28 protein-coding genes are annotated in these 25812 nt (G+C 66.2%); 6 read left to right on the top strand and 22 right to left on the bottom strand.

The window, feature by feature from the left end; translation table 11 throughout:
- Positions 1 to 385 precede the first annotated feature (385 nt).
- Complete coding sequence (locus tag HL653_RS18930; RefSeq protein WP_171745887.1) at positions 386 to 1609, top strand: tetratricopeptide repeat protein; 1224 nt, start codon at positions 386 to 388, stop codon at positions 1607 to 1609.
- On the opposite strand, the gene HL653_RS18935 is transcribed toward HL653_RS18930, so the two are convergent.
- The 13 genes from HL653_RS18935 to rpsB form a co-directional block, all read right to left on the bottom strand.
- Positions 1610 to 1984 (bottom strand): VanZ family protein, encoded by a 375-nt coding sequence (locus HL653_RS18935; RefSeq protein WP_171745888.1) that lies wholly within the window; start codon positions 1982 to 1984, stop codon positions 1610 to 1612.
- A gap of 144 nt (positions 1985 to 2128) precedes the next feature.
- The gene (gene rpmE / locus HL653_RS18940; protein ID WP_171745889.1) at positions 2129 to 2359 is read right to left on the bottom strand and encodes a 50S ribosomal protein L31; all 231 of its coding nucleotides are present in this window, start codon (positions 2357 to 2359) and stop codon (positions 2129 to 2131) included.
- A gap of 136 nt (positions 2360 to 2495) precedes the next feature.
- Positions 2496 to 2969, bottom strand: coding sequence for a 3-hydroxyacyl-ACP dehydratase FabZ (gene fabZ / locus HL653_RS18945; protein WP_171745890.1), 474 nt, complete (start codon positions 2967 to 2969; stop codon positions 2496 to 2498).
- 7 nt (positions 2970 to 2976) lie between these two features.
- Complete coding sequence (locus HL653_RS18950) at positions 2977 to 3633, bottom strand: OmpH family outer membrane protein (RefSeq protein ID WP_171745891.1); 657 nt, start codon at positions 3631 to 3633, stop codon at positions 2977 to 2979.
- Positions 3633 to 6263, bottom strand: a complete 2631-nt coding sequence (gene bamA, locus HL653_RS18955; RefSeq protein ID WP_171747112.1) for an outer membrane protein assembly factor BamA — start codon at positions 6261 to 6263, stop codon at positions 3633 to 3635. The genes HL653_RS18950 and bamA overlap by 1 nt, the downstream gene beginning before the upstream one ends.
- A 126-nt stretch (positions 6264 to 6389) precedes the next feature.
- Positions 6390 to 7523, bottom strand: a complete 1134-nt coding sequence (rseP, locus tag HL653_RS18960; RefSeq protein ID WP_171745892.1) for an RIP metalloprotease RseP — start codon at positions 7521 to 7523, stop codon at positions 6390 to 6392.
- Entirely contained in the window at positions 7520 to 8677 is a 1158-nt protein-coding gene (locus HL653_RS18965; protein ID WP_171747113.1) for a 1-deoxy-D-xylulose-5-phosphate reductoisomerase, read from the bottom strand. Before HL653_RS18965 ends, rseP begins: the two co-directional genes overlap by 4 nt.
- Before the next feature lie 8 nt (positions 8678 to 8685).
- Entirely contained in the window at positions 8686 to 9462 is a 777-nt protein-coding gene (locus HL653_RS18970; protein ID WP_171745893.1) for a phosphatidate cytidylyltransferase, read from the bottom strand.
- Between the two features lie 7 nt (positions 9463 to 9469).
- Complete coding sequence (locus HL653_RS18975; RefSeq protein WP_171747114.1) at positions 9470 to 10168, bottom strand: isoprenyl transferase; 699 nt, start codon at positions 10166 to 10168, stop codon at positions 9470 to 9472.
- Positions 10169 to 10209: 41 nt separating this feature from the next.
- Positions 10210 to 10767 carry a ribosome recycling factor gene (frr, locus tag HL653_RS18980; protein WP_171745894.1) on the bottom strand — a complete coding sequence of 186 codons (558 nt, stop codon included), beginning with the start codon at positions 10765 to 10767 and terminating at the stop codon, positions 10210 to 10212.
- A 3-nt stretch (positions 10768 to 10770) separates the two neighbouring features.
- Positions 10771 to 11496, bottom strand: a complete 726-nt coding sequence (gene pyrH / locus HL653_RS18985; protein ID WP_171745895.1) for a UMP kinase — start codon at positions 11494 to 11496, stop codon at positions 10771 to 10773.
- Positions 11497 to 11787: 291 nt separating this feature from the next.
- Positions 11788 to 12741, bottom strand: a complete 954-nt coding sequence (gene tsf / locus HL653_RS18990) for a translation elongation factor Ts (RefSeq protein ID WP_171745896.1) — start codon at positions 12739 to 12741, stop codon at positions 11788 to 11790.
- A 90-nt stretch (positions 12742 to 12831) separates the two neighbouring features.
- Positions 12832 to 13584, bottom strand: a complete 753-nt coding sequence (rpsB, locus tag HL653_RS18995; RefSeq protein WP_171745897.1) for a 30S ribosomal protein S2 — start codon at positions 13582 to 13584, stop codon at positions 12832 to 12834.
- Positions 13585 to 13986: 402 nt separating this feature from the next.
- On the opposite strand from rpsB, the gene HL653_RS19000 reads away from it, so the two are divergent.
- The gene (locus HL653_RS19000; protein ID WP_171745898.1) at positions 13987 to 14214 is read left to right on the top strand and encodes a hypothetical protein; all 228 of its coding nucleotides are present in this window, start codon (positions 13987 to 13989) and stop codon (positions 14212 to 14214) included.
- On the opposite strand, the gene HL653_RS19005 is transcribed toward HL653_RS19000, so the two are convergent.
- Positions 14150 to 14965 (bottom strand): phosphatidylcholine/phosphatidylserine synthase, encoded by an 816-nt coding sequence (locus HL653_RS19005; RefSeq protein WP_253717092.1) that lies wholly within the window; start codon positions 14963 to 14965, stop codon positions 14150 to 14152. The genes HL653_RS19000 and HL653_RS19005 overlap by 65 nt on opposite strands.
- On the bottom strand, positions 14962 to 15696 hold the full coding sequence (locus HL653_RS19010) for a phosphatidylserine decarboxylase (RefSeq protein WP_171745899.1): 735 nt from the start codon (positions 15694 to 15696) through the stop codon (positions 14962 to 14964). Before HL653_RS19010 ends, HL653_RS19005 begins: the two co-directional genes overlap by 4 nt.
- Positions 15697 to 15941: 245 nt before the next feature.
- Between HL653_RS19010 and HL653_RS19015 the strand changes: the two genes are divergently transcribed.
- From HL653_RS19015 to HL653_RS19025, 3 genes are all read left to right on the top strand, one after another.
- Positions 15942 to 17156, top strand: a complete 1215-nt coding sequence (locus tag HL653_RS19015) for an NADP-dependent isocitrate dehydrogenase (RefSeq protein WP_171745900.1) — start codon at positions 15942 to 15944, stop codon at positions 17154 to 17156.
- A 238-nt stretch (positions 17157 to 17394) separates the two neighbouring features.
- On the top strand, positions 17395 to 19167 hold the full coding sequence (locus tag HL653_RS19020) for a cation:proton antiporter (RefSeq protein ID WP_171745901.1): 1773 nt from the start codon (positions 17395 to 17397) through the stop codon (positions 19165 to 19167).
- Between the two features lie 6 nt (positions 19168 to 19173).
- Positions 19174 to 20097 (top strand): hydrogen peroxide-inducible genes activator, encoded by a 924-nt coding sequence (locus HL653_RS19025; RefSeq protein ID WP_171745902.1) that lies wholly within the window; start codon positions 19174 to 19176, stop codon positions 20095 to 20097.
- Positions 20098 to 20429: 332 nt separating this feature from the next.
- Here the strand turns inward: HL653_RS19025 and HL653_RS19030 are convergent, their stop codons facing one another.
- The 6 genes from HL653_RS19030 to HL653_RS19055 all read right to left on the bottom strand — a co-directional run bounded on the left by HL653_RS19030 (position 20430) and on the right by HL653_RS19055 (position 23642).
- Positions 20430 to 21161, bottom strand: coding sequence for an anti-sigma factor (locus HL653_RS19030; RefSeq protein ID WP_171745903.1), 732 nt, complete (start codon positions 21159 to 21161; stop codon positions 20430 to 20432).
- Complete coding sequence (locus HL653_RS19035; RefSeq protein WP_171745904.1) at positions 21154 to 21708, bottom strand: sigma-70 family RNA polymerase sigma factor; 555 nt, start codon at positions 21706 to 21708, stop codon at positions 21154 to 21156. The genes HL653_RS19030 and HL653_RS19035 overlap by 8 nt, the downstream gene beginning before the upstream one ends.
- A gap of 27 nt (positions 21709 to 21735) precedes the next feature.
- Positions 21736 to 22176 carry a molybdenum cofactor biosynthesis protein MoaE gene (locus HL653_RS19040; RefSeq protein ID WP_171745905.1) on the bottom strand — a complete coding sequence of 147 codons (441 nt, stop codon included), beginning with the start codon at positions 22174 to 22176 and terminating at the stop codon, positions 21736 to 21738.
- On the bottom strand, positions 22173 to 22430 hold the full coding sequence (gene moaD / locus HL653_RS19045) for a molybdopterin converting factor subunit 1 (protein WP_171745906.1): 258 nt from the start codon (positions 22428 to 22430) through the stop codon (positions 22173 to 22175). The genes HL653_RS19040 and moaD overlap by 4 nt, the downstream gene beginning before the upstream one ends.
- A gap of 11 nt (positions 22431 to 22441) precedes the next feature.
- A complete protein-coding gene (gene pgsA, locus HL653_RS19050) occupies positions 22442 to 22990 on the bottom strand; it encodes a CDP-diacylglycerol--glycerol-3-phosphate 3-phosphatidyltransferase (protein WP_171745907.1) in 549 nt (182 codons plus the stop codon).
- Between the two features lie 97 nt (positions 22991 to 23087).
- On the bottom strand, positions 23088 to 23642 hold the full coding sequence (locus HL653_RS19055) for a GNAT family N-acetyltransferase (protein ID WP_171745908.1): 555 nt from the start codon (positions 23640 to 23642) through the stop codon (positions 23088 to 23090).
- Positions 23643 to 23732: 90 nt separating this feature from the next.
- Between HL653_RS19055 and HL653_RS19060 the strand changes: the two genes are divergently transcribed.
- Positions 23733 to 25031: an MFS transporter gene (locus HL653_RS19060; RefSeq protein WP_171745909.1), complete on the top strand. Its 1299-nt coding sequence runs from the start codon at positions 23733 to 23735 to the stop codon at positions 25029 to 25031.
- A 274-nt stretch (positions 25032 to 25305) separates the two neighbouring features.
- On the opposite strand, the gene HL653_RS19065 is transcribed toward HL653_RS19060, so the two are convergent.
- Positions 25306 to 25749 carry a histone gene (locus HL653_RS19065; RefSeq protein WP_171742674.1) on the bottom strand — a complete coding sequence of 148 codons (444 nt, stop codon included), beginning with the start codon at positions 25747 to 25749 and terminating at the stop codon, positions 25306 to 25308.
- Positions 25750 to 25812: the final 63 nt, after the last annotated feature.

Below are 25812 nucleotides of genomic sequence, written 5' to 3' on the forward strand. Positions count from 1 at the left end.
GCATCGAAAGTTAAAGGGCTGCCGATCTTGGCCTCATACCCCGGTGCGCTACGAGCCACGACCGCGCCACCATCAAGCTGGCCACTTGTGGGCGGCTTCCAGTTCATCGCGCGCATCGGACCAGCCAACACCTTAAATCGGCGGGCGCCTCACCCATTTCATGGCGACGCAGGTCAGCGAAGGCGTTATCAAAGAGAGATTGTCCGTCTCCACGTGCGCCGCGAACCTGAGCCCTGGCGATCCGTGCAACGACCAGATAAGGCCTGTGCCTCACCTGACTCGATCCACCCACCGCCCACGACACTCCCCACGTCGAGGCTTGCGCGGATCCAGGCGGACGGGCAACGGTGGCATACGCGATCGTAACCAATCACGCCGCAGAGCGTTGGGCGATCCAGCAACGGTGTACGGCACGGGCGAGTTGACGGCGCAGACGATCATAGAAACGGATGAAGCCGGCCCCGACCTGCCGGAAATCCTGTTCCGCTCCGATCATGTCGAGGTGCGCCGGATCGCAGCTGGAGACGGCCGCCATCAGGTGGTGACGTTCGAATCCTATCATGACGATGCCGGGTTCGACCGGATCGGTTTCGGCGAAACCTTCTTCGAGCGCGCGGGCTTCACCGGCATCCACGTCCTCTCCGCCGGCAACGACTGGTATCAATATCCCGAAATCGGCGCGGTGCTGGCGATCATCCGGGATGCGGTGGCCGGGGCCGAGAGCGTGCTGGCCTATGGCTCCAGCATGGGCGGCTATGCGGCGGTGCGCTTCGCCGACGCGATCGGCGCGACCGACGTACTGGCTCTGTCCCCCCAATATTCGATCGATCCGCGCCGGATGAAGGCGGACAAGCGCTGGTGGTGGGATCAGAGGCGCATCCAATTCCTGCCTGAGCATAATGGGCCTCTGACATGCCGCGCACGCGTTGTGATCGCGTTCGATCCCACGATCAAGCTGGACCTGCTTCACGCGGAGCGCATCGGCCACGATGTGAAGGCCGATCTTCTGCGGTTGGATTATGCCGGCCATCCGGTGACGACCGTGCTCGCCGAACTCGGCCTGCTGCAGAAAATGGCATTGGCTTTTGCGTCAGGCTCGGCTGATCCGGCGACCATCCAATCGGAATTTCTGGCGCGGCGCGAGGACGCATCGATGTGGCTCGCCGAATATGGTTCGCGTTTGCCCGACGGCGATAAATCCCGAGCGCGCGATCTCGCCGCGCGGGCCGTCGCGATCGCGCCCGGAAATGCGACGATCCAGCACCAATATGGCATGCGCCTGCACGAACTCGGCCGATATGACGAAGCGATTGTGGCACATGAGATGGCCGTTGCGGCGTCGCCCCACCCGATCTTCGTGTTGTCACTCAGCCGCTCGCTGTTTCATGCGGGACGCTTCGAGGATGCCGTAAATCGCGCCGAGCAAGCGTTGGCGGAGCGCAGCTTCGACAGCGAATATTTCCGCTGGGCCGCCCGCGCGCGGCGCGGCGCGGGAGATCCCACAGGTGCTTATGAGCATGCGCGCTCGGCTTTCCGCCTGGCCCGCACGATTCGTAATCTCGTGTCCTTGCTGCGCTATCGGATCGGGCTGGTCCGCGCGAACGGCTGATCAGGCGTCGAGGCTCGCGGCACGGCTGCGCCGAAACAGAAACAAACCCACCGTTCCCAGCACCAGCCCGATCGCCACGCCGATCGTATCGGCCACCACATCCCAGATATCGGCGTCGCGATGGACGATCGGGGTGGCCTGGCTCAGTTCGATGAAGATGCCGAACAGCACCAGCGCGGCCGCGATCCAGATGGCGCCGCGCCGCGACCAGCCCAGCCGGGCGAGGAACGCCAGCGTGACGAACGCCAGCACATGGCCGTCCTTGTCACTATGGCCGATCTCCGGACCGCCCGGAATGACCGCGCAGACATAAGCGAACAGCAGGGCCGCCCAGAAGGCCAGCCGCATCAGCTTCCGAAGGGTGGCAATGCTCATTGTGCGGCGCAATATCAGCCGGGACACAGCGCGGCAACGGGCCTGCCCGGGCGAGCATTCCGCCATAAACACAAAGGGGCCGCCCCGAAGGGCAGCCCCTGCATGCGAAACCGGCGGCAGGCGCAAGCCCGCCGCGCGCGTCTCTTACTTCTTGCCGAGCGTGAGACCGCCGAAGCGCTTGTTGAAGCGCGCGACCTGGCCGCCCTGATCGAGCAGCTGACCACGGCCGCCGGTCCAGGCCGGGTGAACCGTCGGATCGATGTCGAGCTGGAGCGTGTCGCCCTCGGCGCCCCAGGTGGAGCGCGTCTCGTAGGTGGTGCCATCGGTCATCTGGACCTTGATGACGTGATAATCGGGGTGAATGCCGCTCTTCATAATCTCAGGCTCCTGGAATGACTGGTTACCGACCAGTCGGAGGGAAGCGGCGCCCATACAGGCGGACGCGGAAAAAGGAAAGAGGCGCCGGGATCTCGGCTCTTCGTCATCCCGGCGGAAGCGGATGACGGGAAATTCAGTCCTTCGGCGGATCGGCGATCATCGCGGTGAAGTTCGCCTGCGCCGCGACCTTGCCGTCGATCAGCGCCTTGCCGGCGAACTTGCAGACCGACGCCCGCTTCTGGACGAATTCCACCTCGAGCTTCAGCAGCACGCCGGGCTCCACGGGGCTGCGGAACTTCGCCTCGTCGATCGCCATGAAATAGACGAGCTTGCCCGATCCGGCGAGGCCGAGCGATTCCACCGCGAGAACACCGGCGGCCTGCGCCAGCGCCTCGACGATCAGCACGCCCGGCATGATCGGACGGCCGGGAAAATGGCCCTGGAAGAAGCTTTCGTTGATCGTCACGGCCTTCACCGCGACGATCGAACGATCGGGCACCAGTTCCTCGACGCGATCGACGAGGAGCATGGGATAGCGGTGCGGAAGCGCCGCCATCACCCGCTTGATGTCCAGGGGGCCCATGTTCGGGCGCTCCGCCTCGCTCATCGTGCGCTTAGCGGCCCTGCGGCGCGGCCTTGGCGGGCGCGGCGGCGGCAGGAGCAGCGGCGGCCGGCGCGGCAGCGGCAGGAGCCGTCGGCTGCGGACGGACGATCTGCACCGACGTCAGCTTCTGATCCAGCAGCGGCAGCACCGCGGTCGTCACGTCACCGGCCGGATCGGCGGCCAGCACGGTGCCGCGCGGCACGACCAGAGCGGCCTTGCGCTGGGCGCGGACCTGCTCGGCGATCGGAACGGCGGCCTGGATGATCTGCTCGCGCACATAAGCGGCCGAATCCTGGATCGCCTGCTGCACGCCGAGCGCCTGCTGACGGGCTTCCTGCATCTTGTCCTCGGCGGCGCCGAGCGACTGCTGCGTGGCGGGGGGCAGCTTCGACGGATCGCCGTTCGGGCCGAGCAGCTTCTGTGCGGCGGTCACCTGCGTCTGATAGGCGGTGCGCGCCTGCTCGAACGCGGTGTTCGCCTGCTGCTGCGGGCCCTGATAGCGCGTGATCATCTGCGACTGCGCGTTCTTGGCGGCGGCGCTGTCGCTGTACAGACGCTCGATATCGATCGACAGGATGCCACCGGTCGCGGCCTGCGCGAACACCGGCGAAGCCGCCGTCACCGAGAGGAGCGCGACGATCGCCGCACGGTTGAACTTGCTGATCATTAGAATTGCGTCCCTACGTTGAAGGTGAAGAGCTTGGGATCATCGCCAGCATATTTGACGAGAACCTTGGCGATATCGATACGGAAAGGCCCGAACGGCGAATTCCAGTTCACGCCGAAGCCAACGGAAACGCGGGGCTTCCACGTATTGCCGACATAGACTTCCTGGAAGCCAGGAATGCTCTGCCCGACGAGCGTGGAGCCCTCGGCGCAGGTGGAGGTGCCGGCGGGCACGGACTGCGAAACGCCACTGGTGCTGTTGTAGCAGGTCAGCGTGCCGTCGGCATTCGGCGTGGCGCGGAACTGGCCCGCCACCGGAATGTTCGTCGTCGCCGGCTTGGTGAGCCCGAAGACCGAGCCGGCGATCGCGAAGATCGACGGACGCAGGCCCAGTTCGCGCGCGCCGTTGCCCAGCGGCAGTTCCAGATCAAGCTTGGCCATATAATAAGCCCGGCCGCCGAGCGCGTCGTCCGACATCTGCTTGCGGTCGCTCACCGGATTGCCGTTCGCATCATAAGGCACGCGCAGCACGCGCGGGCCGACGCCGCGAATGTCGAAGCCGGCAAATTCCGGCTGCCCCAGGAAGAAGCGGTCTGTCAGGCGCACCTTGTCGATGTTCGGGCCACGGCTGCTGTTGAGCGAATAAATGTATCCGCCCTCGCCGTTGAGCGACAGGATCATGCCCTTCAGGATCTGGTGATACTGATGCCCCTCCGCGCGGGTGCGGATGTAGCGGACGCTGCCGCCGAAGCCGGCAAAATCCTGGCTCAGCACGAAGCGACGGCCGGCCGTCGGGCGGCGGCGATCGTTCAGATTGTCGAACACGATCGAATAGCCGATCGAGGAGGTCAGTCGATTGCCGATCGAATCGCAAAGATAGCGGCCGGCCAGCAGCGGATCGCAGGCGAAATTGTTGGTCAGCACCGACTGGCCGTTCGCATCCGTCTGGTAGAAGGAATAGAAGCTGCTCTTGTCGAGGCTGACCTTGTCGTAGCTGAGGCCGTAACGGAGCGCGAGGCTCCAATATTCGGTCAGCGGCACACCGGCACGGACCTGGAAGCCCGTCGTGACCTGGCTGTAGGTCGTATTACGATCGTTGTTCACATAGTTGAACGAGTTCAGATCGCGACGGAACACATCGACGCCCAGCGCGATCGACTTGTCGAACAGATACGGCTCGGTGAAGCCCACCGACACCGACTTCGAATAGACCGAATAATCGACGCTGGTGCGGACTTCCTGGCCCTTGCCCATGAAGTTGGACTGGGTGATCGAGGCGTTGACGATGAACTTCTCGAGGCTGGAATAGCCCGCCGACACCTGCAGCTGGCCGGTCGACTTCTCTTCCAGATTGGCTTCGAGGATCACCTTGTCCGGCGAGGAACCCTGCTTCTGGCCGATCTCCAGCTTGTCCTGGAAGAAGCCCAGGCTCTGGATGCGATCGCGCGAACGCTTCACGCGGAAGCCGTTGAAGGCGTCGCCCTCGGCCAGGCGGAATTCGCGGCGGACGACCTTGTCGCGCGTGATCGTGTTGCCGTTGATGTCGACCCGCTCGACATAAACGCGCGGCGCGTCGGCGACCTGGAAGGTCACGCTCATCGTGAGCGTATCCTTGTCGCGCTGGAAGTCGGGGCGCACGTCCGCAAAGGCATAGCCCAGCAGGCCGGCCGTCTCGGTGATCGTGTCGACCGTGTCTTCCACGACCTTGGCGTTGTACCAGTCGCCCTTCTTGAAGTGAATCAGATACTTCAGCGTCTCGGGCTTCAGGTCGCGGATCTGGCTTTCCAGATCGACATCGCCGAATTTGTAGCGCTGGCCTTCCTCCACCACGTAGGTGACGATGAAGTCGCGCTTGTTCGGCGTCAGCTCGGCCACGGCCGAGACGACGTGGAAGTCGGCATAGCCCTGCGTCAGGTAGAACTGGCGCAGTTTCTGCTGGTCATAGGCCAGACGATCGGGATCGTAGCTCGTGCCGCCCGAGAAGATCTTGGTGAGGCCGGTCTGCTTGGTCACCATCTCGCCGCGCAGGCGGCCGTCCGAGAATTTCTCGTTTCCGATGATGTTGATCTTGCGGATGCGCGACTTCGGACCCTCGTGAATCTCGAAGACGACGTCGACGCGATTCTGGTCGAGCTGAACCATCTTCGGCTCGACGGTCGCGGCATAGCGCCCCTGGCGCTTGTACAGTTCGATGATGCGGGCGACGTCCGCGCGCGTCTTGGATCGCGTGAAGATCTGGCGCGGCGCGAGTTTGATCTCGGGCCGGATCTTGTCTTCCTTGATGCGCTTGTTGCCCTCCAGCACGATCCGGTTGATCACCGGATTTTCGCGCACCTGCAGCACGATATTGCCCGTGTCCGCGCCCGCGATCGTGACGTCGGCGAACAGTTCGGACGCATAGAGGTCCTTCAGCGCCTGATCGAGATCGGCTGCCGTATAGGCCTGGCCGGCCGTCAGCTTCACATAGGAGCGGACGGTATCCGCCTCGAGGCGCTGGTTGCCCGTCACGTTGATCGAATGGATCGTCCCCGAGATCACCGGCGGCAGCGCGGCCGGAGGCGGCGCCACGGGCGCTTGGGGAACGGGCGTCCGCACCGGCCGCTGGCCGAGCGCAGGGGCTCCGGCCAGCATGGAGCCGATCAGGAAGGCCGAAGCGTAACGTGCACCCGTCTTGTTCTGAAACTTCACCCGTCCGCCCTTAAATCCGATAGCAGTGCCGGGCCCCAATTTCCGGCGCACCGCCCTGCCCCATCCCGATCAGCCGATCAAGCCAGCAAGCGTCCGCCAGAGACCAAGCGAGCCGAGATCATTGATCGTCACGAACACCATGAAGCCCAGCAGCATCGCCAAACCTGAACGAAACGCCCAATCGTGGGCCCGTTCTGGCAGCGGCCGCCGGCTGATCCCCTCGATCACGTAGAAGAGCAGATGCCCACCGTCGAGCATAGGAATTGGCAAGAGATTGATGAACCCGAGATTTATCGAGATCAACGCCATGAAGTGGATGATCGCGACAACCCCGAAGGATACCGTTTCACCGGAATAGCGTGCGATCTGGATCGGGCCGCCCAGTTCCTTGGCCGGCCGCGCGCCGGTGATGATCTGTCCGATCACATCGACCATCGTCCGCACGGTCTGCACCGTTTCATGCACGGCCGCGCCGATGATGCCCGCAGGCCCCATCCGCTGATAGATTTCGCGGCCCGGCGTCACGCCCAGCAGCCCCATGCGCTGCGGATTGCCGAGGTCGTCCTTGATTTCGCGCACCGAAGGCGTCGCGGACAGCGCAATATGGCGGCCGCCGCGTTCGACATCCAGCGCCATCGGTGCGCCCGGACGCACCGAAACATAGATGGCCAGATCCTCGAAGCGCGAGATGGCCCGGCCGTCGATCGCGACGATCCGGTCACCCGGCTTGATCCCGGCCTTCTCCGCCGCCGATTGGGCGACGACGCCGGAAATCACGGCCGGCGTCTGCGGCACGCCATAGAGGGTGAAGAAGCCCGCGAAGATCGCGATGGCGATGAGGAAATTGGTGAGCGGCCCGGCCAGCACGATCAGGAAGCGCTGCCACAGCGGCTTGCCCTGAAAGGTGCGGGCCTTCTCGGCCGCAGGCAGGCGCAGCCAGGCCGGATCGGTGCGGCCGGCCGGGCCCATGTCACCCGCAAACTTCACATAGCCGCCCAGCGGCAGCGCCGAGACGCGCCAGCGCGTGCCGCGCTTGTCGGTCCAGCCGGTCAGTTCCTTGCCCATGCCGATCGAGAAGGTTTCGGCATGGACGCCGAACCAGCGCCCGACGAAATAATGGCCCAGCTCGTGCAGGAAGACGAGCGGTCCGATGACGACGACGAAACCGAACAGAGCGAGCAGGATGTTCGGTATCGCGGTCATCGGGCAAGCAACTCCACACTCTGCGACGCGCGAATGCGCGCCTCGGCATCGATCGCGAGAACATCCGCGATCGAGGCCGGCTGAGCCGCCGTATAATCCGAACGCACTTTCCCGACGATTAAGGCGATATCGAGAAATCCGATCCGCCCTTCCAGGAAGGCGGCCACCGCGATCTCGTTCGCCGCGTTCAGGATGGCGGGGGCGGCCCCACCCTCGCGCATCGCGTCCAGCGCGAGGCCGAGCGCGGGGAAGCGATCGAAATCGGGCGCTTCGAAATCCAGCCGGCCGACGGCGGCCAGATCGAGGCGCGGGCACGGCGTCTCCATCCGCTCCGGCCAGGCGAGCGTGTGCGCGATCGGCGTCCGCATGTCGGGCGTGCCGAGCTGCGCCAGCACCGATCCATCGACATATTCCACCATCGAGTGGACCACCGATTGGGGATGGACGAGAACGTCCAGCTTGTCCGCGCCGACCGGGAACAGGTGGTAGGCCTCGATCAGTTCGAGCCCCTTGTTCATCAGCGTGGCGCTGTCGACCGAGATCTTCGCGCCCATCGACCAATTGGGATGCTTCACCGCCTGCGCGGGCGTCATCCCCGCCATCTGCTCGCGGGTCAGGCCCCGGAACGGGCCGCCGCTGGCGGTGAGGATGATCTTCCGCACGCGTTCGGCGGAACCATGCGGATAGCATTGGAAAACGGCATTATGCTCGCTGTCCACCGGCAGCAGGGTCGCGCCGGTGTCGGCGGCGGTACGCGTCATCAGCGCACCGGCCGAGACGAGCGATTCCTTGTTGGCGAGCGCCACGGTGGCGCCCTGCTCCAGCGCCGCCATCACCGGGCGCAGCCCCGCCGTGCCGACGATCGCCGCCATCGTCCAGTCGGCGCCCATCGCGGCCGCCTCGACGATCGCCTCCTCGCCCGCCGCCGCTTCCACGCCGCTGCCGGACAGCGCTTCCTTCAGCTCGCCATAGAGCGCCGGATCGAGGATCACGGCGCGCTCGGCGCGGGTCCGCCGTGCGGCATCCGCCAGCGCATCGACATTACGCGCGGCCGTCAGGCCCCGCACGCGGAAACGATCCGGCGCCCGCTCGATCAGATCGAGCGTCGAGGCGCCGATCGATCCCGTCGCACCAAGGATCGTTACCGAACGCATCTCACCCGTCACAACCAATCTCCAGCCACCAAAATCGCCACCAGCGACGCGACGGGAATCAGCCCGTCGATCCGATCCAATATGCCACCGTGGCCGGGCAACACCCGGCCGCTATCCTTGACGCCGGCCCTGCGCTTGAGCGCGCTCTCGTAAAGGTCGCCCGCCTGCGCGACAATGGCCAGCGGCGCGCCCAGCCACAGGCATGCGCCCGGCAGAGCGAAGGCCAGCGCGATCGCCGCACCGCCCACCAGGGCCGCCGCCATGCCGCCACCCAGCCCGGACCAGGTCTTGTTCGGGCTCAGCTTCGGCCAGAGCTTGGGCCCGCCGATCGCGCGGCCGGCGAAGTAAGCGCCCGTATCGGTGAGGATCACGATCAGCACCGTCCACAGCGCCAGTGCGAAGCCCTGCGGCAGCGCGCGCAGCGACAGCAGAGCGATGGCAGGCGCACCCGCATAGATCAGGCCCCAGCCGATGCGCGGGCTTCCCACGAACATCGCCACCACGATCGCCATGACGCTGAGCAGCGCTACCGTATCGCGCGTCGGGCCCCAGAAATCGGGCGATGCGATCACCAGCGCGACGAAGAACAGCACGAGCGCCATCGCCGCGCGCGCGGCGGCCGCCCCCGCCAGCCCGCTCCATTCCGCCAGCGCGATCATCGCCACGATCGTGACGAACGCCCAGAGCAGCCAGCCCCCCGCCACCAGCGCCACCAGCGCCACGATGGCGGCGGCGCCGCCTGCCAGCGCGCGGGTCTTGAGATCGGAGACTCCACCCCCCGCCATAAAGCGATCAGCGGCCGCCGAAGCGGCGCTCCCGTTTGCCGAACACGGCCAGCGCATCCTCCAGCGCCGCACGATCGAAATCGGGCCACAGCGTGTCGACGAACAGAAGCTCGGCATAGGCCGCCTGCCACAGCAGGAAATTGGAGAGGCGGCTCTCGCCCGAGGTGCGGATCATCAGGTCCAGCGGCGGCAGGCCGGCCGTATCGAGGCACTCCTCGAACAGATCGATGTCGATCGCGGCGGGATCCAGCGTGCCGGCCTTCGCCGCTTCCGCCAGACGACGCGCCGCGCGCACCACTTCGTCCTGCCCACCATAATTGAGTGCCAGCGCCACGGTGAGCCCGCTATTGCTCGCGGTGCGCACGCAGGCCGCCTCCAGCTGCTGCACCAGATCGGGCGCGAACCTGCGATAATCGCCGATCAGCCGCAGGCGCACGCCGTTGCGATCCAGTTCGTCGATCTCGCGCTGGAGATAGAGGCGCAGCAGCCCCATCAGATCGCTGATCTCGTCCGCCGGACGCCGCCAATTCTCCGACGAGAAGGCGTAGAGGGTGACCGCCTCCAACCCGATCTCGCCGGCGGCGCGGATGGTGCGGCGCACCGCCTCCATCCCCTGGCGGTGCCCGGCGACGCGCGGCAGATGCCGCCGCTTCGCCCAGCGCCCGTTGCCATCCATGATGATGGCGACATGGCGCGGGCCTGCCATGCCCCCCGCGGGGATGGCGGCGGGATGGGCCGAGCCGGGGCTCACTTGCCCAGGATTTCCTTTTCCTTGGACGCGGTCGCCGCATCGATGTCGGCGACGGTGCCGTCGGTGAGCTTCTGCACCTCGGTTTCGAGGCGCTTGCGCTCGTCCTCGCTGATGTCGCCCTTCTTCTCGTCGGTCTTCAGATTGTCCATGCCGTCGCGACGGACGTTGCGGACCGCGATCTTCGCCTTTTCGGAGAAGGAGCCGGCGAGCTTGGCGAGTTCCTTGCGGCGCTCCTCGGTGAGATCGGGGATCGGGATGCGGAGATTCTGGCCGTCGACGATCGGGTTCAGGCCGAGATTGGCCGAGCGGATCGCCTTGTCGACGACGCCGACGTTCGACTTGTCCCACACCTGGACCGCCAGCATCCGCGATTCGGGGGTGGTGACGGTCGCGACCTGGTTCAGTGGCATATGGCTGCCATAGACCTCGACCGTGATCGTATCGAGCAGCGAGGTCGAGGCGCGACCGGTGCGCAGGCCCTGCAGATCATGCTTGAGCGCGTCGACGGCGCCGGACATGCGGCGCTCCAGATCGGCCTTGTTGTAGGCGGGCATTTCCTAGTTTCCTTCGTTCCGCACGGTCGTTGCCGTGCCTTTGCCTGCGAGCACGGTCGCAAGATTGCCCTGCTCGCGGATATTGAACACCACGATCGGGATGTTGTTATCACGACACAGCGCCACCGCGCTCGCATCCATTACCTTCAGATTGTCCGAAAGCACGCGATCGAACGTCACCGTTTCATACCGCTTCGCCGTCGCCACCTTCTTCGGATCGGCATCATAGACGCCGTCCACCGACGTGCCCTTGAACAAGGCATCACACTTCATCTCGGCCGCGCGCAGCGCCGCGCCGGTATCGGTGGTGAAGAACGGGCTGCCGACGCCGGCCGCGAAGATCACGACGCGGCCCTTTTCCAGATGGCGCTCGGCGCGGCGGCGGATGAACGGCTCGCACACCGTCTGCATCGGAATGGCCGACTGGACGCGCGTATCGACGCCGATCTGCTCCAGCGCATTCTGCACGGCCAGCGCGTTCATCACGGTCGCCAGCATGCCCATATAATCGGCGGTCGCGCGCTCGATGCCCTTGGCGGCGGCCGAAAGGCCCCGGAAGATATTGCCGCCACCGACGACGATGCACAGCTCGAACCCGGCCTCGCGCGCTGCGGCGATCTCGCCGGCGACGCGCGCGGTGGTGACGGGATCGATCGCCAACTGGCCCTCGCCCATCAGCACTTCGCCCGAAAGCTTCAGCAGGATGCGTTTGAAGGTCGGCTGCGTCATGCCTGTTACGGGTCCGATACTGGTGGAGACGACGGCCACTCTTAGATGCGCTCCGTCGCGGTGCCAAGGCTTGGAAATGGTGAAGATGACGTCTTCGGCGTCACCATCCCACCGGTCATCCCGACGAAAGTCGGGATCCATGTTTCGGTTCACCCCATGGCTGGCCCGGCGGCCTGCGTGGATACCGGCTTTCATCGGGCGACGGCGCCGTTTCGCACAAAGAAAAAGCCCCGTTCCTCCCGGGAGGAACGGGGCCGATTCTCCGCCGAAACGGCAACCGATCGCGAAGGATCAGTTGGCCGGAGCGACGTCCTTCTGCGCGACGCCGGACGCGGCGGCGACTTCGGCTGCGAAGTCGCTGACTTCCTTCTCGATGCCTTCGCCCAGCTGGAAGCGGACATAATCCGTCAGCGCGATCGAGCCGCCGGCTTCCTTCGCCGCCTGTGCGATCACGTCCTTGATCTGCGTCTTGTTGTCCATGACGAAGATCTGGCTGATCAGCGCGTTTTCCTTGCGGAACTTGGCGACCGCGCCCTCGACCATCTTCTCGATGATGTTGGCGGGCTTGCCGCTCTCGGCGGCCTTTTCCATCGCGATCGCGCGCTCGCGCTCGACGAGGGCCTCGTCGAGGCCTTCCTCATGCAGCGCCTGCGGGAAAGCGGCGGCGATGTGCATCGCGAGCGACTTGCCGAGCGCCTCGATCTTCTCGACCGGAGCCGAACCCTCGAGCGCGACGAGCACGCCGATCTTGCCGATGCCGGGAGCGGCCGCGTTGTGGACGTAGGACACGACCGCGCCCTCGTTCACCGACACGATCTTCGCGCGACGCAGCTGCTGATTCTCGCCGATCGTGGCGACGTTCGAGGTCAGCTTGTCCTGCACGGTGCCGTCGGTGCCCGGATAGGTGGCGGCGGCCAGCGCTTCGATGCTGTTGCCCGTGGTGAGCGCCAGCCTGGAAACGGTGCGGACGAAGTCCTGGAACTGCTCGTTCTTCGCGACGAAGTCGGTTTCGGAGTTCACCTCGACGGCGGCACCGGTCTTGCCTTCGACGGCGACGCCGACGAGGCCCTCGGCCGCGGTGCGGCCCGACTTCTTGGCGGCGGTGGCAAGGCCCTTGGTGCGCAGCCAATCGATGGCGGCTTCCATGTCGCCGCCATTCTCGGTCAGCGCCTTCTTGCAATCCATCATGCCGGCGCCCGAGCGCTCGCGCAGATCCTTCACGGCAGCAGCGGTGATTTCCGCCATAGCTCCATCCTTTCAATGGGAAGGGCTCCCCCGAAGGAGAGCCCGATATTCGCCGGGCGAGGCCTTAGCCCCGTCCGTGCGTCATCTCTGTTACGCCAGCGCTTCTTCGACCGGCGGAGCCTCGGACGCGCCGAAGTCCTCGCCGCTGTCGCGACGGTTGCTCACGTTGCCGCGGGTCGCAGCGGCGGCCACCGCGTCGCAATAGAGGCGGATCGCACGGCTCGCGTCGTCATTGGCGGGCACCGGGAAGGCGATGCCGTCCGGCGACACGTTCGAATCGAGGATCGCGACGACGGGGATGCCCAGCGTGTTGGCTTCCTTGATCGCCAGCTCTTCCTTGTTCGCGTCGATCACGAACATGATGTCGGGGATGCCGCCCATGTCCTTGATGCCGCCCAGCGACAGCTCCAGCTTGTCGCGCTCACGGGTGAGCTGCAGCACTTCCTTCTTGGTGAGGCCGTGCGTGTCGCCCGAAAGCTGCTCTTCCAGCGCCTTGAAGCGCTTGATCGAACCGGAGATGGTCTTCCAGTTGGTGAGCATGCCGCCCAGCCAGCGGTGGTTGACGAAATGCTGGCCCGAAGCGCGCGCGGCGTCCGCGATCGGATCCTGCGCCTGGCGCTTGGTGCCGACGAACAGCACCTTGCCGCCGGCCGCGACCGTCGACGAGATGAACTCCAGAGCGCGCGCCATCAGCGGCACGGTCTGCGAAAGATCGATGATGTGGATGCCGTTGCGATCGCCGAAAATGTACGGCTTCATCTTCGGATTCCAGCGGTGCGTCTGGTGACCGAAATGCGCACCCGCGTCGAGCAGCGCCTGCATGGAGACGGTAGGAACCGCCATGATATTTCTCCTTACCCGGTTGGACCTCTGCGCGGCTGGAACCTTCACGCGCCTGAAAGACGCCCGAAACGGCACCGGTATGAGTGCCGCGCATGTGGAATGCCGGGGCCCTTACAGCGATCGGCCGTGAACCGCAAGGCGGTAGCCCACCACCCTCCCCACCCGCCATGCTGACTTCGTTTCAGCATCCATGGCCCGACCAGACGGCGCGCAATCGCTCCCCGAAAGCCCGAGCCGCCGATGCCGAACGCCTCCAGCGGAACAGATGCGATCCAACCAATCGGAACATCGAAAGAACATCGCTTGACATGGCGGAACGTTTAAGGAACATTGGAACCAAGACGCTCCGACCCGGTTAACGCCGCGTTCGTGAGGAGCAGGGCACGGGCAGGAGTAACCTTTATGCTGCAAGCAGTTACCACGCTGATCTCGCTGTTCGTGGGCGCGATCGCGATCGGCGTCATCATCACCATGCTGAGCGAGGAGCGCGATGCGATCCGCATGGCGCTCGGTTTCGCCGTTCCGCGTGAGCCGCTCGCGCCGCTGCCGCCGCGCTTCCGCGAGATCAGTGTGCGGCGGGGTTCGTCGATGCGGCTGGCGCCGCCCGCGCGGGTCCGCGTCGCGCTTTGACGCGGGCATAGCTGCGGATCGCGAACGGGATCGCGGCCGCATACAGGATCACCATCGCGCTGAGCGTCGCCCAGGGGGCCGTGATCAGCGAGGTTCCGACCAGAGCGATCAGCAACAGGGCCGGCAGGCGCCATTCCTGGCGGATCCGGATCGAGCCCATGCCATATGTGGCGAATTGCGAGATCATCAGCAAAGCGCACAGGATCGTCCACGGCGCGACCACGTACGTCCGCTGGAAGATCGCCTCTCCCGTCGTCAGCCACAGAATCAGGGGCAGCAGCGCCATGGCGGCACCGGCGGGCGCCGGAATACCCGTCAGGAAACCGGCCGCACGCCTCGGCTGCATCTCGGCGTCGATCTGGGCATTGAAGCGCGCGAGGCGCAGCGCGCAGCACACCGCATGGGTCAGCGCGATCACCCAGCCATATTTGGGTACGTAGCTGAGCGACCAGAGATAGAGGATGATCGCGGGCGACACGCCGAAGGCGATCACGTCCGACAGCGAATCAAGTTCGGCGCCGAAGCGGCTCTCGCCTTTCAGCAGGCGCGCGATCCGGCCGTCGAGCCCGTCCAGCACGCCGGCGATGATGATCACGCCGACCGCTTTCTCCCACTCGCCCGAAATGGCGAAACGCACGCCGGTCAGGCCGAAGCACAAGGCCAGCGCGGTCGTCGCATTGGGCGGGATCGCGCGCAGCGGAAGCCCGCGCCGCATCAGCCGCGCGCGCCGCATGGCAAGCGGGCGCCTCATTGCGCGACGCCGGTGACGCCCTCGCCGTCTCCCAGCCTGCCGAGGATCGTCTCGCCCGCGATCGAGCGCTGGCCGAGCGCCACCTTGGGCGCGGTGCCGGCCGGCAGATAGACGTCGACGCGGCTGCCGAAGCGGATCAGGCCGACGCGCTGCCCCACCGCGACGATATCGCCCGGCTTCACGAACGGCACGATGCGCCGCGCGACGAGGCCGGCAATCTGGGTGAAGCCGATGCGCGTGCCGTCGGCGCCTTCCACCAGGAAGTGCTGGCGCTCATTCTCCTCGCTCGCCTTGTCGAGGCTCGCATTCAGGAACTTGCCGGAAATATAGACGACGCGCGCGATCGTGCCCGTGATCGGCGCGCGATTGATGTGCACGTCGAACACGCTCATGAAGATCGACACGCGCACCAGCGGCTCGCCGGACAGAGCGTCGTCGCCCACCAGTTCGCGCGGCGGCGGCACGCGTTCGATCATCGTGATCAGCCCGTCGGCGGGCGCCACGATCAGTCCCGCGCCCTGCGGCACGCTGCGGATCGGATCGCGAAAGAAGGCCAGCACCCAGATGGTGATGCCGGTGCAGATCCAGCCCAGCCCCTCGGAGACGAACCAGAAGACCAGCAATGTGATCGCGGCGGCGATGAGCGCGAATTTGCGCCCTTCCGGGTGAACGGAGGGCCAGCGCCATTGCGCGCTGGGCGTCGTGTCGGGTCGGGTGTCCAGTGAACTCATCGGGCGCTCTTAGAGCCTGATCGATGGAGGTGGAAGCGCCAAGCGCTTCCGCGTCGATCGTGAATCAGGCTCTCATCACAAGATGAGATCTCGATTCACGCCTCAGGCCTTGCCTGAGCCGATCGAGATCTCGGACCGGCCGGTCGCGTGACAATTGCTTGCGGCCGTTCACATGCGGTTGAAACCCGCCCTTCCCCGCCCTAGAGCGCCTCCAGTCTCCTCTCAGCAGCTGGGAAAAGCGCGATATGGCGAAGATCAAGGTTAAAACTCCCGTCGTCGAGATTGACGGCGATGAAATGACGCGGATCATCTGGCAGTGGATCCGTGAGCGCCTGATCCTCCCCTATCTCGATATCGATCTGAAATATTACGATCTCTCCGTCGAGAAGCGCGACGAGACGAACGACCAGATCACGATCGACAGCGCCAATGCGATCAAGCAGTACGGCGTCGGCGTGAAGTGCGCCACGATCACGCCGGACGAGGCGCGCGTCGAGGAATTCGGCCTCAAGGAAATGTGGAAGTCGCCGAACGGCACGATCCGCAACATCCTGGGCGGCGTCGTGTTCCGTGAGCCGATCGTGATCAAGAACGTCCCCCGGCTGATTCCGGGCTGGACGGATCCGATCGTCGTCGGCCGTCACGCGTTCGGCGATCAGTATCGCGCCACCGATTTCGTCGTGCCCGGCAAGGGCAAGCTCACGATCAAGTGGGTCGGCGAGAATGGCGACGTGATCGAGAAGGACGTCTTCAACTATCCCGGCGGCGGCGTCGCGATGGCGATGTACAACCTCGACGATTCGATCCGCGATTTCGCCCGCGCCTCGATGAACTACGGCCTGTCGCTCGGCTGGCCCGTGTACCTCTCCACCAAGAACACGATCCTTAAGGCCTATGACGGCCGCTTCAAGGATCTGTTCGCCGAGGTGTTCGAGGCCGAGTTCAAGGACAAGTTCAAGGCTGCGAACATCGTCTATGAGCATCGCCTGATCGACGACATGGTCGCCTCCGCGCTCAAGTGGAGCGGCAAGTTCGTCTGGGCCTGCAAGAACTATGATGGCGACGTGCAGTCGGATCAGGTCGCGCAGGGCTTCGGCTCGCTGGGTCTGATGACGTCGGTGCTGATGTCGCCGGACGGCAAGACGATCGAGGCGGAAGCCGCGCACGGCACCGTCACGCGCCACTATCGCCAGCACCAGCAGGGCAAGTCGACCTCGACCAACCCGATCGCGTCGATCTTCGCCTGGACCGGCGGCCTGAAGTTCCGCGGCAAGTTCGACGACACGCCCGACGTGGTGAAGTTCGCCGAGACGCTGGAGCGCGTCTGCATCGAGACCGTCGAGCAGGGCGGCATGACCAAGGATCTGGCGCTGCTGGTCGGCCCGGATCAGGCCTGGATGACGACCGAGCAGTTCTTCGAGACGATCGTGCAGAATCTCGAAAAGGCGATGACCGCCTGACCGGCGGTCACGTCTGATCTGCCCACAATCGGGCGGCGGCGCGGTGCGCTGCCGCTGATCCAGACGGCGGCGGTCCTCACGGGCCGCCGCCGTTCCTGTTTTCGGCGCATGACGGGCATTTCCGGCCCGTAACGGCGCGTAAAAAAGCATCGCGCGGGGAGTCCCTTCCCGCCCTTCCCGCCCCATATGGAACATACCGGACTGGCCATTATCGGCTTGACCGGCAAAAAGGGTGGATATGGCGCTTCCGATCGAATCCGTTGGTTTCAGCGACGCGCTGGTCGTGCTGGGTGCGGCGGGTGTGGTCATCCCGGCCTTCGCCCGGCTCCGGATCAGCCCGGTGATCGGCTTCATCCTCGTCGGCATGGCGGTGGGTCCGTTCGGACTGGGCCAGTTCGTGCAGCAGGCACCGTGGCTCTATCATCTCACGATCAGCGATCCGCATTCGATCGAGCCTTACGCCGAATTCGGCATCATCCTGCTGCTGTTCTCGATCGGGCTGGAACTGTCCTTCGCGCGATTATGGCAGATGCGGCGGCGCGTGTTCGGGCTGGGCGCGGCCGAACTGATCGGCTGCGGCGCGCTGCTGGCGGCCCTGTTCTGGACGAGCGGCATGTCGCATCAGGGCGCGCTGGGCCTCGGCTTCGCGCTCGCGCTCTCGTCCACCGCCTTGGTGCTGCCGATGGCGGGCACCAGCGGCCCGGTGGGCCAGCGCGCGTTCGGCATGCTGCTGTTCGAGGATCTGGCGCTCGTGCCGATCATCTTCGCGCTCGGCGCGATGGCCCCGCATACGGGTGGCGACAGCGCCGCCGCCGAGATCGGGCGCACGCTGGCGATGGGCGCCGTCGTGATCGTCGTGCTGCTCGTGCTCGGCCGGTTCGCTCTATCCAGCTTCTTCGCGCAGGCCGCGCGCACCAAGAGCCCGGAGGTTCTGCTCGCCGCCAGCCTGCTGGTGGTGATCCTCGCCAGCGTGGCCACCAGCGCGGTCGGCCTGTCGCCGATCGTGGGCGCGCTGCTGGCGGGCGTCCTGATCGCCGAGACCGATTATCACGGCGAGGTCGAGCATATCACCGCGCCGTTCAAGGGACTCGCGCTCGGCATCTTCCTGATCACCGTGGGGATGAGTCTCGATTTCGGCGCGGTCGCGCATCAGTGGCTGCCCCTGCTGATCGCGGTGACGATGGTCGTGCTGGTCAAGGCCGCGGTCACGGGCCTGCTGCTGAAGCTGGGCGGCACGCCGCGCGGCGTGGCGCTGGAGATCGGCCTGATGATGGCCGCCCCCGGCGAGACGACCCTGATCGTGCTGGCGACGGCCAGCGCGGCGGGCCTGATCGGCCCCGCCACCGCCGCCTTCTGGCAGATCGTCACCGCGATCGGGCTCACGATCACGCCCCTGCTCGCCGCGCTCGGCCGGATGCTCTCGCGCAGGGTCCAGGTGGTCGAGCCGGATCCGGGCAACGAGAATGTCGGCGACGGCTATCGCGCGCTCATCATCGGCTTCGGCCGCGTCGGCCGGCTGGTGGCGCAGATGATGGACGGCCACAAGCTGCCCTATCTCGGGCTGGATGCCGATCCGGATACCGTGCGCAAGGCGCGCCAGCGCGGCTATCATGTCGCCTTCGGGGATGTCGGCCGGCCCGGCATGATCGAGCGGCTGGAATTCGATCGTGCGAGCGCCGTCATCCTGACGATGGACGATCCCGCGCAGAGCGTGCGCCTGACCAAGACGCTGCGGAAGCGCTATCCCGACCTCACGATCGTCGCCCGCGCGCGCGATCCCAATCACGCCGCCGCGCTCTACAGCGCGGGCGCGAGCGACGCCGTCCCCGAGACGATCGAATCCTCGCTGCAATTGTCCGAAGCGGTGTTGTGCGATCTCGGCCTCGCCGTGGGTCCGGTGATCGCGTCGATCCACGAAAAGAGATCGCAGCTGCGCGCCAAGATCATGGACATGGCGAAGCTCGATCGCGAACCCCTGTTGCGGCGCCCGCGCGCGCCCGAGGAAGTATAAGCCCCGATGGCCGCCACCTATCTGCCGACGCTGAAGCAACTCCAATATCTGATCGCCCTGCGCGACCACGGCCATTTCGGCCGCGCCGCCGATGCCTGCTTCGTCACCCAGTCGACGCTGTCGGCGGGCCTGCGCGAGCTGGAATCCTTGCTCGGCGTGATGCTCGTCGAGCGCACGCGTCGCGTCGTCCGCTTCACCCCCCTCGGCCTGCGCATCGCAGAGAAGGGCCAGCGCGTGCTGCGTGAGGCGGAGGAGTTGTCGGAGATGGCCAAGGCCGCGCACCGGCCGCTTTCGGGCGAATTGCGCATGGGCGTGATCCCCACGATCGCGCCGTTCCTGCTGCCGCGCGTGCTGGGCAAGATCCGCAGCGAATGGCCCGAACTGAAGCTGTTTCTGCGCGAGGAGCCATCGGGCGCCGCCTGCGAATCGCTGCATCGCGGCCATGTCGATTGCGTGATCCTCGCTCTGCCTTATGCCTGCGGCGACATCGAGCATGCCGATCTGTTCGACGACCGCCTCTACGTGGCCTTTCCGGAAACGCAGGGCATGCAATTGGGCGAGATGGTCGCGGCCGACGCGATCGAGCCCTATCGCCTCCTGCTGCTGGAAGACGGGCATTGCCTGAAGGATCATGCGCTGGCCGCGTGCAACCGACCCGAACTGCGCGCCGAAGCGGGCATGATGGGCACGTCGCTCCACACGCTCGTCCAGATGGTCGATAACGGCCTCGGCGTCACGATGCTGCCCAAGATGGCACTGGACGCGGGCATCCTCGATCATACGCGCGTCGTCGCCCGCCCGCTGGACGCCAGCCACCCCTCGCGCCGCATCGCGCTCGTCTGGCGCTCGGGCAGCCCGCGCGAGAAGGAATTCCGCCTGCTGGCCGAGGCGCTGCGCAAGGCGTCGCTGGACCAGCCCGCGAAGGGCTGAGCGGCCGCGCCTGTCACCCCCGACCCGACGTGGGCGACGCAGCCTATGCCGCCCCACATTTCTTAATATTTCTCGCAACCACGCGCTCGGCGCGTCCGTAACTGGGGCTGTCCCGGCCGGGAATGTAGCCCGGCACGCGTTATCGGTGGTCGCCCCCGCGCTATCCGATGGGACGAGTTCGAGTGGCGTAGCGTTCCGGTCGTTGAGTTGCGTGATGTGCGAGGCCGATGGCCGAGAAAGACAGCGACGCGTCTGACGCGCCGCTGTCTTTTGCGCGGGATGTCACCACGCATCCTGCTTGAAACAGGATCGGATTGAATCAGCCTGCCGCCTCAGGCGGCCGGTGCGATCGAGACGAGCGGACCCGAGAACAGCACCGGCCCCGTGGGCGCGCCCGTAGGCGAACCGCCGACGGGCTCGCGCGAGATGGCGAAGGTGGCGCCCGTCGTCACATTGCTGCCCACGCGGCGATCCGCCCCGAGCTTGGCATCGACCAGGCCCATCGGCTTGGGCGCATTCTTCCCCTCGATCAGCCACAATTCGTAGCTGTGCGCCTCGTCCGGCGTCAGGCCGACCGGGATGATCCGCATCCGCCCGCTCACCTTGTCATAGGTGACGAACAGGCCCGGCGTCTGGCCCTCGGCGCTGAGCGCGGCGACGGCCGTCGTATTCAGCGCGATCGGCTGTACCGCGCCGGGGTTCACCGTCGGCACCGGCAGCGTGGTTTCGTGCGGACGCAGGGCCAGACCCGCCGCCACCAGCGCCACCACGGACGCAGCCGCCGTGGCGATCCGCCAGCGCCCGGCCTGATTGTCGTTCGAGGCGCGCGGGCGGGCGACGGGCGCGATGCCGATCGCGTCCATCACGCGCTGCTCCAGTCCCCGCGGCGGATCGACCGGCTCGATCGCCAGCGCCAGCGGCGCGAACCGCTCCTGCCACGCCAGCACGGCATCCACTGCGGCCGGCTCGCGCGCGAGCCGGCGCAGGAAGTCGCGGCGCTCGTCCGGCGGCAGCGTGCCCAGCACGAACTCGCCGGCCTCGTCGATAAAGGGTTCCTCAGCCACCCAGGCACATCCTCAGCTGCGCGAGGCTGCGGTGCAGCCAGGACTTGATCGTGCCCACGGGGCGCCCGGTGCGATCGGCCAGGTCCTCGCGGCTTTCGCCGCCGAGATAGGCCGCGACCACCATCTGCCGCTGCTCGGGATCCAGCCGCTCGAGGCAGACGCGCAGCGCCGCCAGCTCCTCGCTGGTGGCGCCCTCGCCGCCGCGATGCGCGATCAGGTCGAGATCATAGTCGACGGTCTGCGCGGCCCCACGCGAAATTTCGGCGCGGCGCCGGTCGATCGCGATGTTGCGGGCGATCGTGGCCAGCCACGTGATCGGGCGCCCACGCGCGGCATCATAGCCGCCCGCGCTCCGCCAGATTCGTACATATGCGTCCTGCACCGCTTCATCCGTCTTGGCTGGTTCACCCAAGATACGCAGCATGATGCCGTAAAGTTTCGGCGCGGTGCGCCGGTAAAGCTCTGCAAAAGCGGCGCGATCCTGATCGGCCACCGACGCCAGCAGATCCTCGAGCTGCCAGCCTGCAAACCCCGCAGTCTGTCCCATCCTTGTTCCCCATCCCCCGCGTTCCGATCAGCGCCAGCGCGCCGCCGCCTCGTCATCCTCGGCGCGGGCTTCCACCCATCGGCTGCCGCCGTCCGCAAAGCGCTCGCGCTTCCAGAACGGCGCGGCCGTCTTGAGCCAATCGATGAGGAAAGCACAAGCCTCCAGCGCGGCGGCACGGTGGCGGGAGGCGGTTCCCACGAACACGATCCGCTCGCCCGGCGCCAGCCCGCCGATGCGGTGGATCAGCGTGATGCCCAGCAGGGGCCAGCGCCCGGCGGCCTCGGCGGCGATCGCCTCCATCGCCGAGACGGTCATGCCGGGATGATGCTCCAGCAGCAGTTCGACCAGCCCGCCGTCGCCCCGCACGACCCCCGTGAAGCTGGCGATACCGCCGCCGCCCAGCCCCTCCAGCGCGGCCAGTTCGACGCCGGGGTCGAACGGTTCGCTCTGGACGCGGACGCTGATCATCCGCCCGTGACGGGGGGAAACAGGGCCACTTCGCGCGCGCCCGCGATGCCCGTTTCGGGCGTGGCGAACTGATCGTCGACGGCGGCGCGAATCCGTGCGCGATCCTTCAGCGCGGCGGCATGCGCCTCGCTCCGACCGGCGAGCCAGCCGATCAGGGACGCGACATCGATGACCTCGTCGGGCGGGGCGACGGTTTCGCCATCGAGACCGATCCGCTCGCGAACCCAGGCGAAATAGAGAATCCGGAGAGGCACGATTCGTCCGCTCAATCCATGTGCTTCAGGCCGACGCGCAGATAATCCCAGCCGGTCACCAGCGTGAGGCCCGCCGCCATCCACAGGCAGAACAGGCCGATCCAGCCGACGGCGGGCGTCGCCGGCATCGCGCCCGCGAGGATCAGCGCGCCCAGCGCCACTAGCTGGAACGTGGTCTTCCACTTGGCGAGTTGGCTCACCGGCAAGGAGACGCGCAGGTCGGCCAGGAATTCGCGCAGGCCCGATACCGTGATCTCGCGCAGCAGGATGATGAGCCCGGCGATCACGGGCAGCCCGTCCAGCACGCGCGTGAAGATCAGCAGGACGATCACCGTGGCGACCATGATCTTGTCCGCGATCGGATCGAGGAAGATGCCGAGCTTGGACACCGTCCCCTGCGCGCGCGCCAGATAGCCGTCGAAATAGTCGGTCACGGCCACGATCAGATAGAGCACGAAGGCGACGGCATAATCCGCCGGCCCCGGCCGCCACAGCAACGCGACCAGAATCGGCATCGCGAAGATGCGGGAAAGCGTGAGCAGGTTCGGGAGCGTCAGCATCGATCCATATCCCTAAAGCCTGTTGGCCTCGGGAGGAAGCGCTTCGCACCACGGGAAACGCGGCGAATCACACTCTTTTCGGCCGCGCCCCCTGCCCTCATCGCGTGCCGCCATCACCTTCCGGTCGCGCCAGCAGGATCCGCTGCACATCGTGATAGCGCCGCTCGGCGAAGGGCGCGAATCCCAGCTTCGCCGCCACCCGCAGCGACGCCTGATTCTCGTGCGCGATCAGGCACACCATCCGCGAAGGCCCGAAGCGGCGTTCGCGCCAGGCGATCGCGGCCTCCATCACCTCGGTCGCGTAACCCTTGCCCTGCGCCGCCCCCGAAAAGACCCAGGCGCCTTCGGGATAGGGATCGAAATCGTCGCCCAGCCCGCGATGGAAATCCGCGAACCCGGCCTCGCCGATGAAGGCGCCGCTGGCCTTCTCCTCGATCGCGAAGACACCCCAGCCGAACAGGGCCCAATGGCCGTTATACCGCAGGATGCGCGTCCAATTCTCCTCCTCGTCCTGCGTCTCGCCGCCGATGAAGCGCACGACGGCATCGTCGTTCGTCATCGCCAGCCGACCGGCCAGATCGTCCGGCCGATGCAGGCGCAGGATCAGCCGCTCCGTCTCGATCCGAACGGGCTGCGGAGGGATCGCATTCATACCGTCATATTTCCTGATTTGGCGCAAACGTGTTCGTTCGGCTATGAGGCCCGGAATAGCGACACCATGTCAGGCGCGACACCCCCCCATATGACTCCATCGTTCCGCCTGCTCGGCACCCGACGATTCCTGCCTCTCTTCGCGACGCAGTTCCTCGGTGCCTTCAACGACAATCTGTTCAAACAGGCGATGGTCCTGTTTGCGACCTACACCATCTATTCCGATCCGAAGAAGGAGGCCGCCTTCAACGCGGTGGCGACCGGGCTCTTCATTCTCCCCTTCTTCCTGCTTTCCGCGCTCTCCGGCCAGCTGGCCGACGCCCATGACAAAGCGCGCATCATCCGCCTCGTGAAGCTGGCCGAAATCGCGATCATGATCGTGGGGGCCGCCGGGCTGCTGATGGGCATGGTGCCGCTGATGCTGGCCGCGATCCTCGCCATGGGCATCCATTCCACCTTCTTCGGCCCGATCAAATATGCGCTGCTGCCGCAGCATCTGGAGTGCGACGAGGTGCTGGGCGGCACCGGGCTGGTCGAGGCCGGCACCTATTGCGCGATCCTGGCCGGCACGATCCTGGCCGGCCTGATCGACGAGCGGCTGACGGCATTCCTCGTGATCGTGATCGCGCTGTTGGGGTTCGCCACGTCGCGCAGCGTGCCGCCCGCCCCGCCGCCGGGCGAGCGCCCGAAGCTGGACCTGCACATCATCCGTTCCTCGATCACATTGATCTCGGGGACGATGCACATCCGCCGGCTGTTCCTCGCCATCTGCGCGATCAGCTTCTTCTGGATGATCGGCGCGATCCTGATCATCCAGTTCCCGCCGCTCGTGAAGAACGTGTTCACAGCGGACAAGCAGGTGGCCAGCCTGTTCCTCGCCATCTTCTCGATCGGAGTCGCGATCGGATCGGTCCTGATCAACCGGCTGCTGGCCGGCCGCGTCTCGGCCCGCTTCGCCCCCGCCTCGGTGATCGCGATGGCGGGCGCGCTGCTGCTGATGGGCTTTTCGTCCCACCACTGGATCCCGGCGCCCGACGGCGAACTCTACAATCTCAAGGATTTCGTCTCCCACCCCGGCGCGCCGCTGGCGATCGTCGCGCTCTTCGCCATTTCGGTGACGGGCGGCATGTTCGTGGTGCCGCTCTATGCGTTCCTGACGACGACCGTGGAAGTGGACCATACCGCGCGCACGGTGGCGGCGAACAATATCGTCAATTCCGGCGCGATGGTGCTGGGCGCGGTGATCGCGATCGGCATGGCGGCGATGGGTGTTCCCGTGCAGGACGCGCTGGCGAGCGTGGCGGTGCTGTGCCTGTTCGCGGCCTATCTGGCCTGGCGCCTGCACTGCGCCTGCGACGCGCATGACGCAGCCGAATGCGGCAAGGGCTGACCTTCAGGCGATCGTCGTTGCGAACGCAGCGAAGCAATCCAGCTCCGACAGTGCGGGACTGGATTGCTTACCCCGGCTCAAGGCCGGGGTCGCAATGACGATAAGAAGCGGTGTTGAGAGGCCTCAGCCCAGCATCACCAGAAAGAAGACCAGCCCCGCCGCCCATGTCGCCAGAAAGAGGCGAATCTCGCCGCGATCGAGCGGAAAGCCGGGCTTGGTCGGGGCTGACATCCTGTTAGCCTAGGAGCGATCGCACCGCTCCGCCAGCCCCGGATCAGGCCTTATCGATTTCCTTGGCCAGCTTGTCCTCGGCCGTCTTTTCCTCGCCGCGGATCGCCTCGATCTTCTTCGTCACCGTCTCCGCGACATTGCCCGCGGCCTTAGAGATCTTGGCGCGATTGACGACGGCAGCGGCCGCAGCCGCAACGCCCGCCACGGCCGCTGCCGCGCCCACCAGAACCCGCGTGCGCGTCGGCTTCGCGGCGGTTTCGGCCTTCGGCTTGGCCGTGCGCTTGGCAACAGGCTTCGCCGTCGTCGCAGGCTTCGCAGCGGCCTTGGCCGCGGCGCGGCGCGGCTTGGCCGGCGCCTTCGTCTTTTCGGCCGTGGTGGACTTGGCCGCGCGCGCCTTGGCGGGCTTGGCGGCGGCGGTCGCGCGCGTGCGGCGACGCGGCGGCGTCTTGGCGGGGGTCGTCTCGGTCGTGCCGTCAGTCTCGGCCATCGGAAAACTCCTTCGGTTTCCCCCCTGTAACCGCCGCGTCATCCGACGGTTCCGAAACGATCG

Origin of the sequence: Sphingomonas sp. AP4-R1, from assembly GCF_013113735.1 — a bacterium.
Taxonomy (GTDB): domain Bacteria; phylum Pseudomonadota; class Alphaproteobacteria; order Sphingomonadales; family Sphingomonadaceae; genus Sphingomonas_I.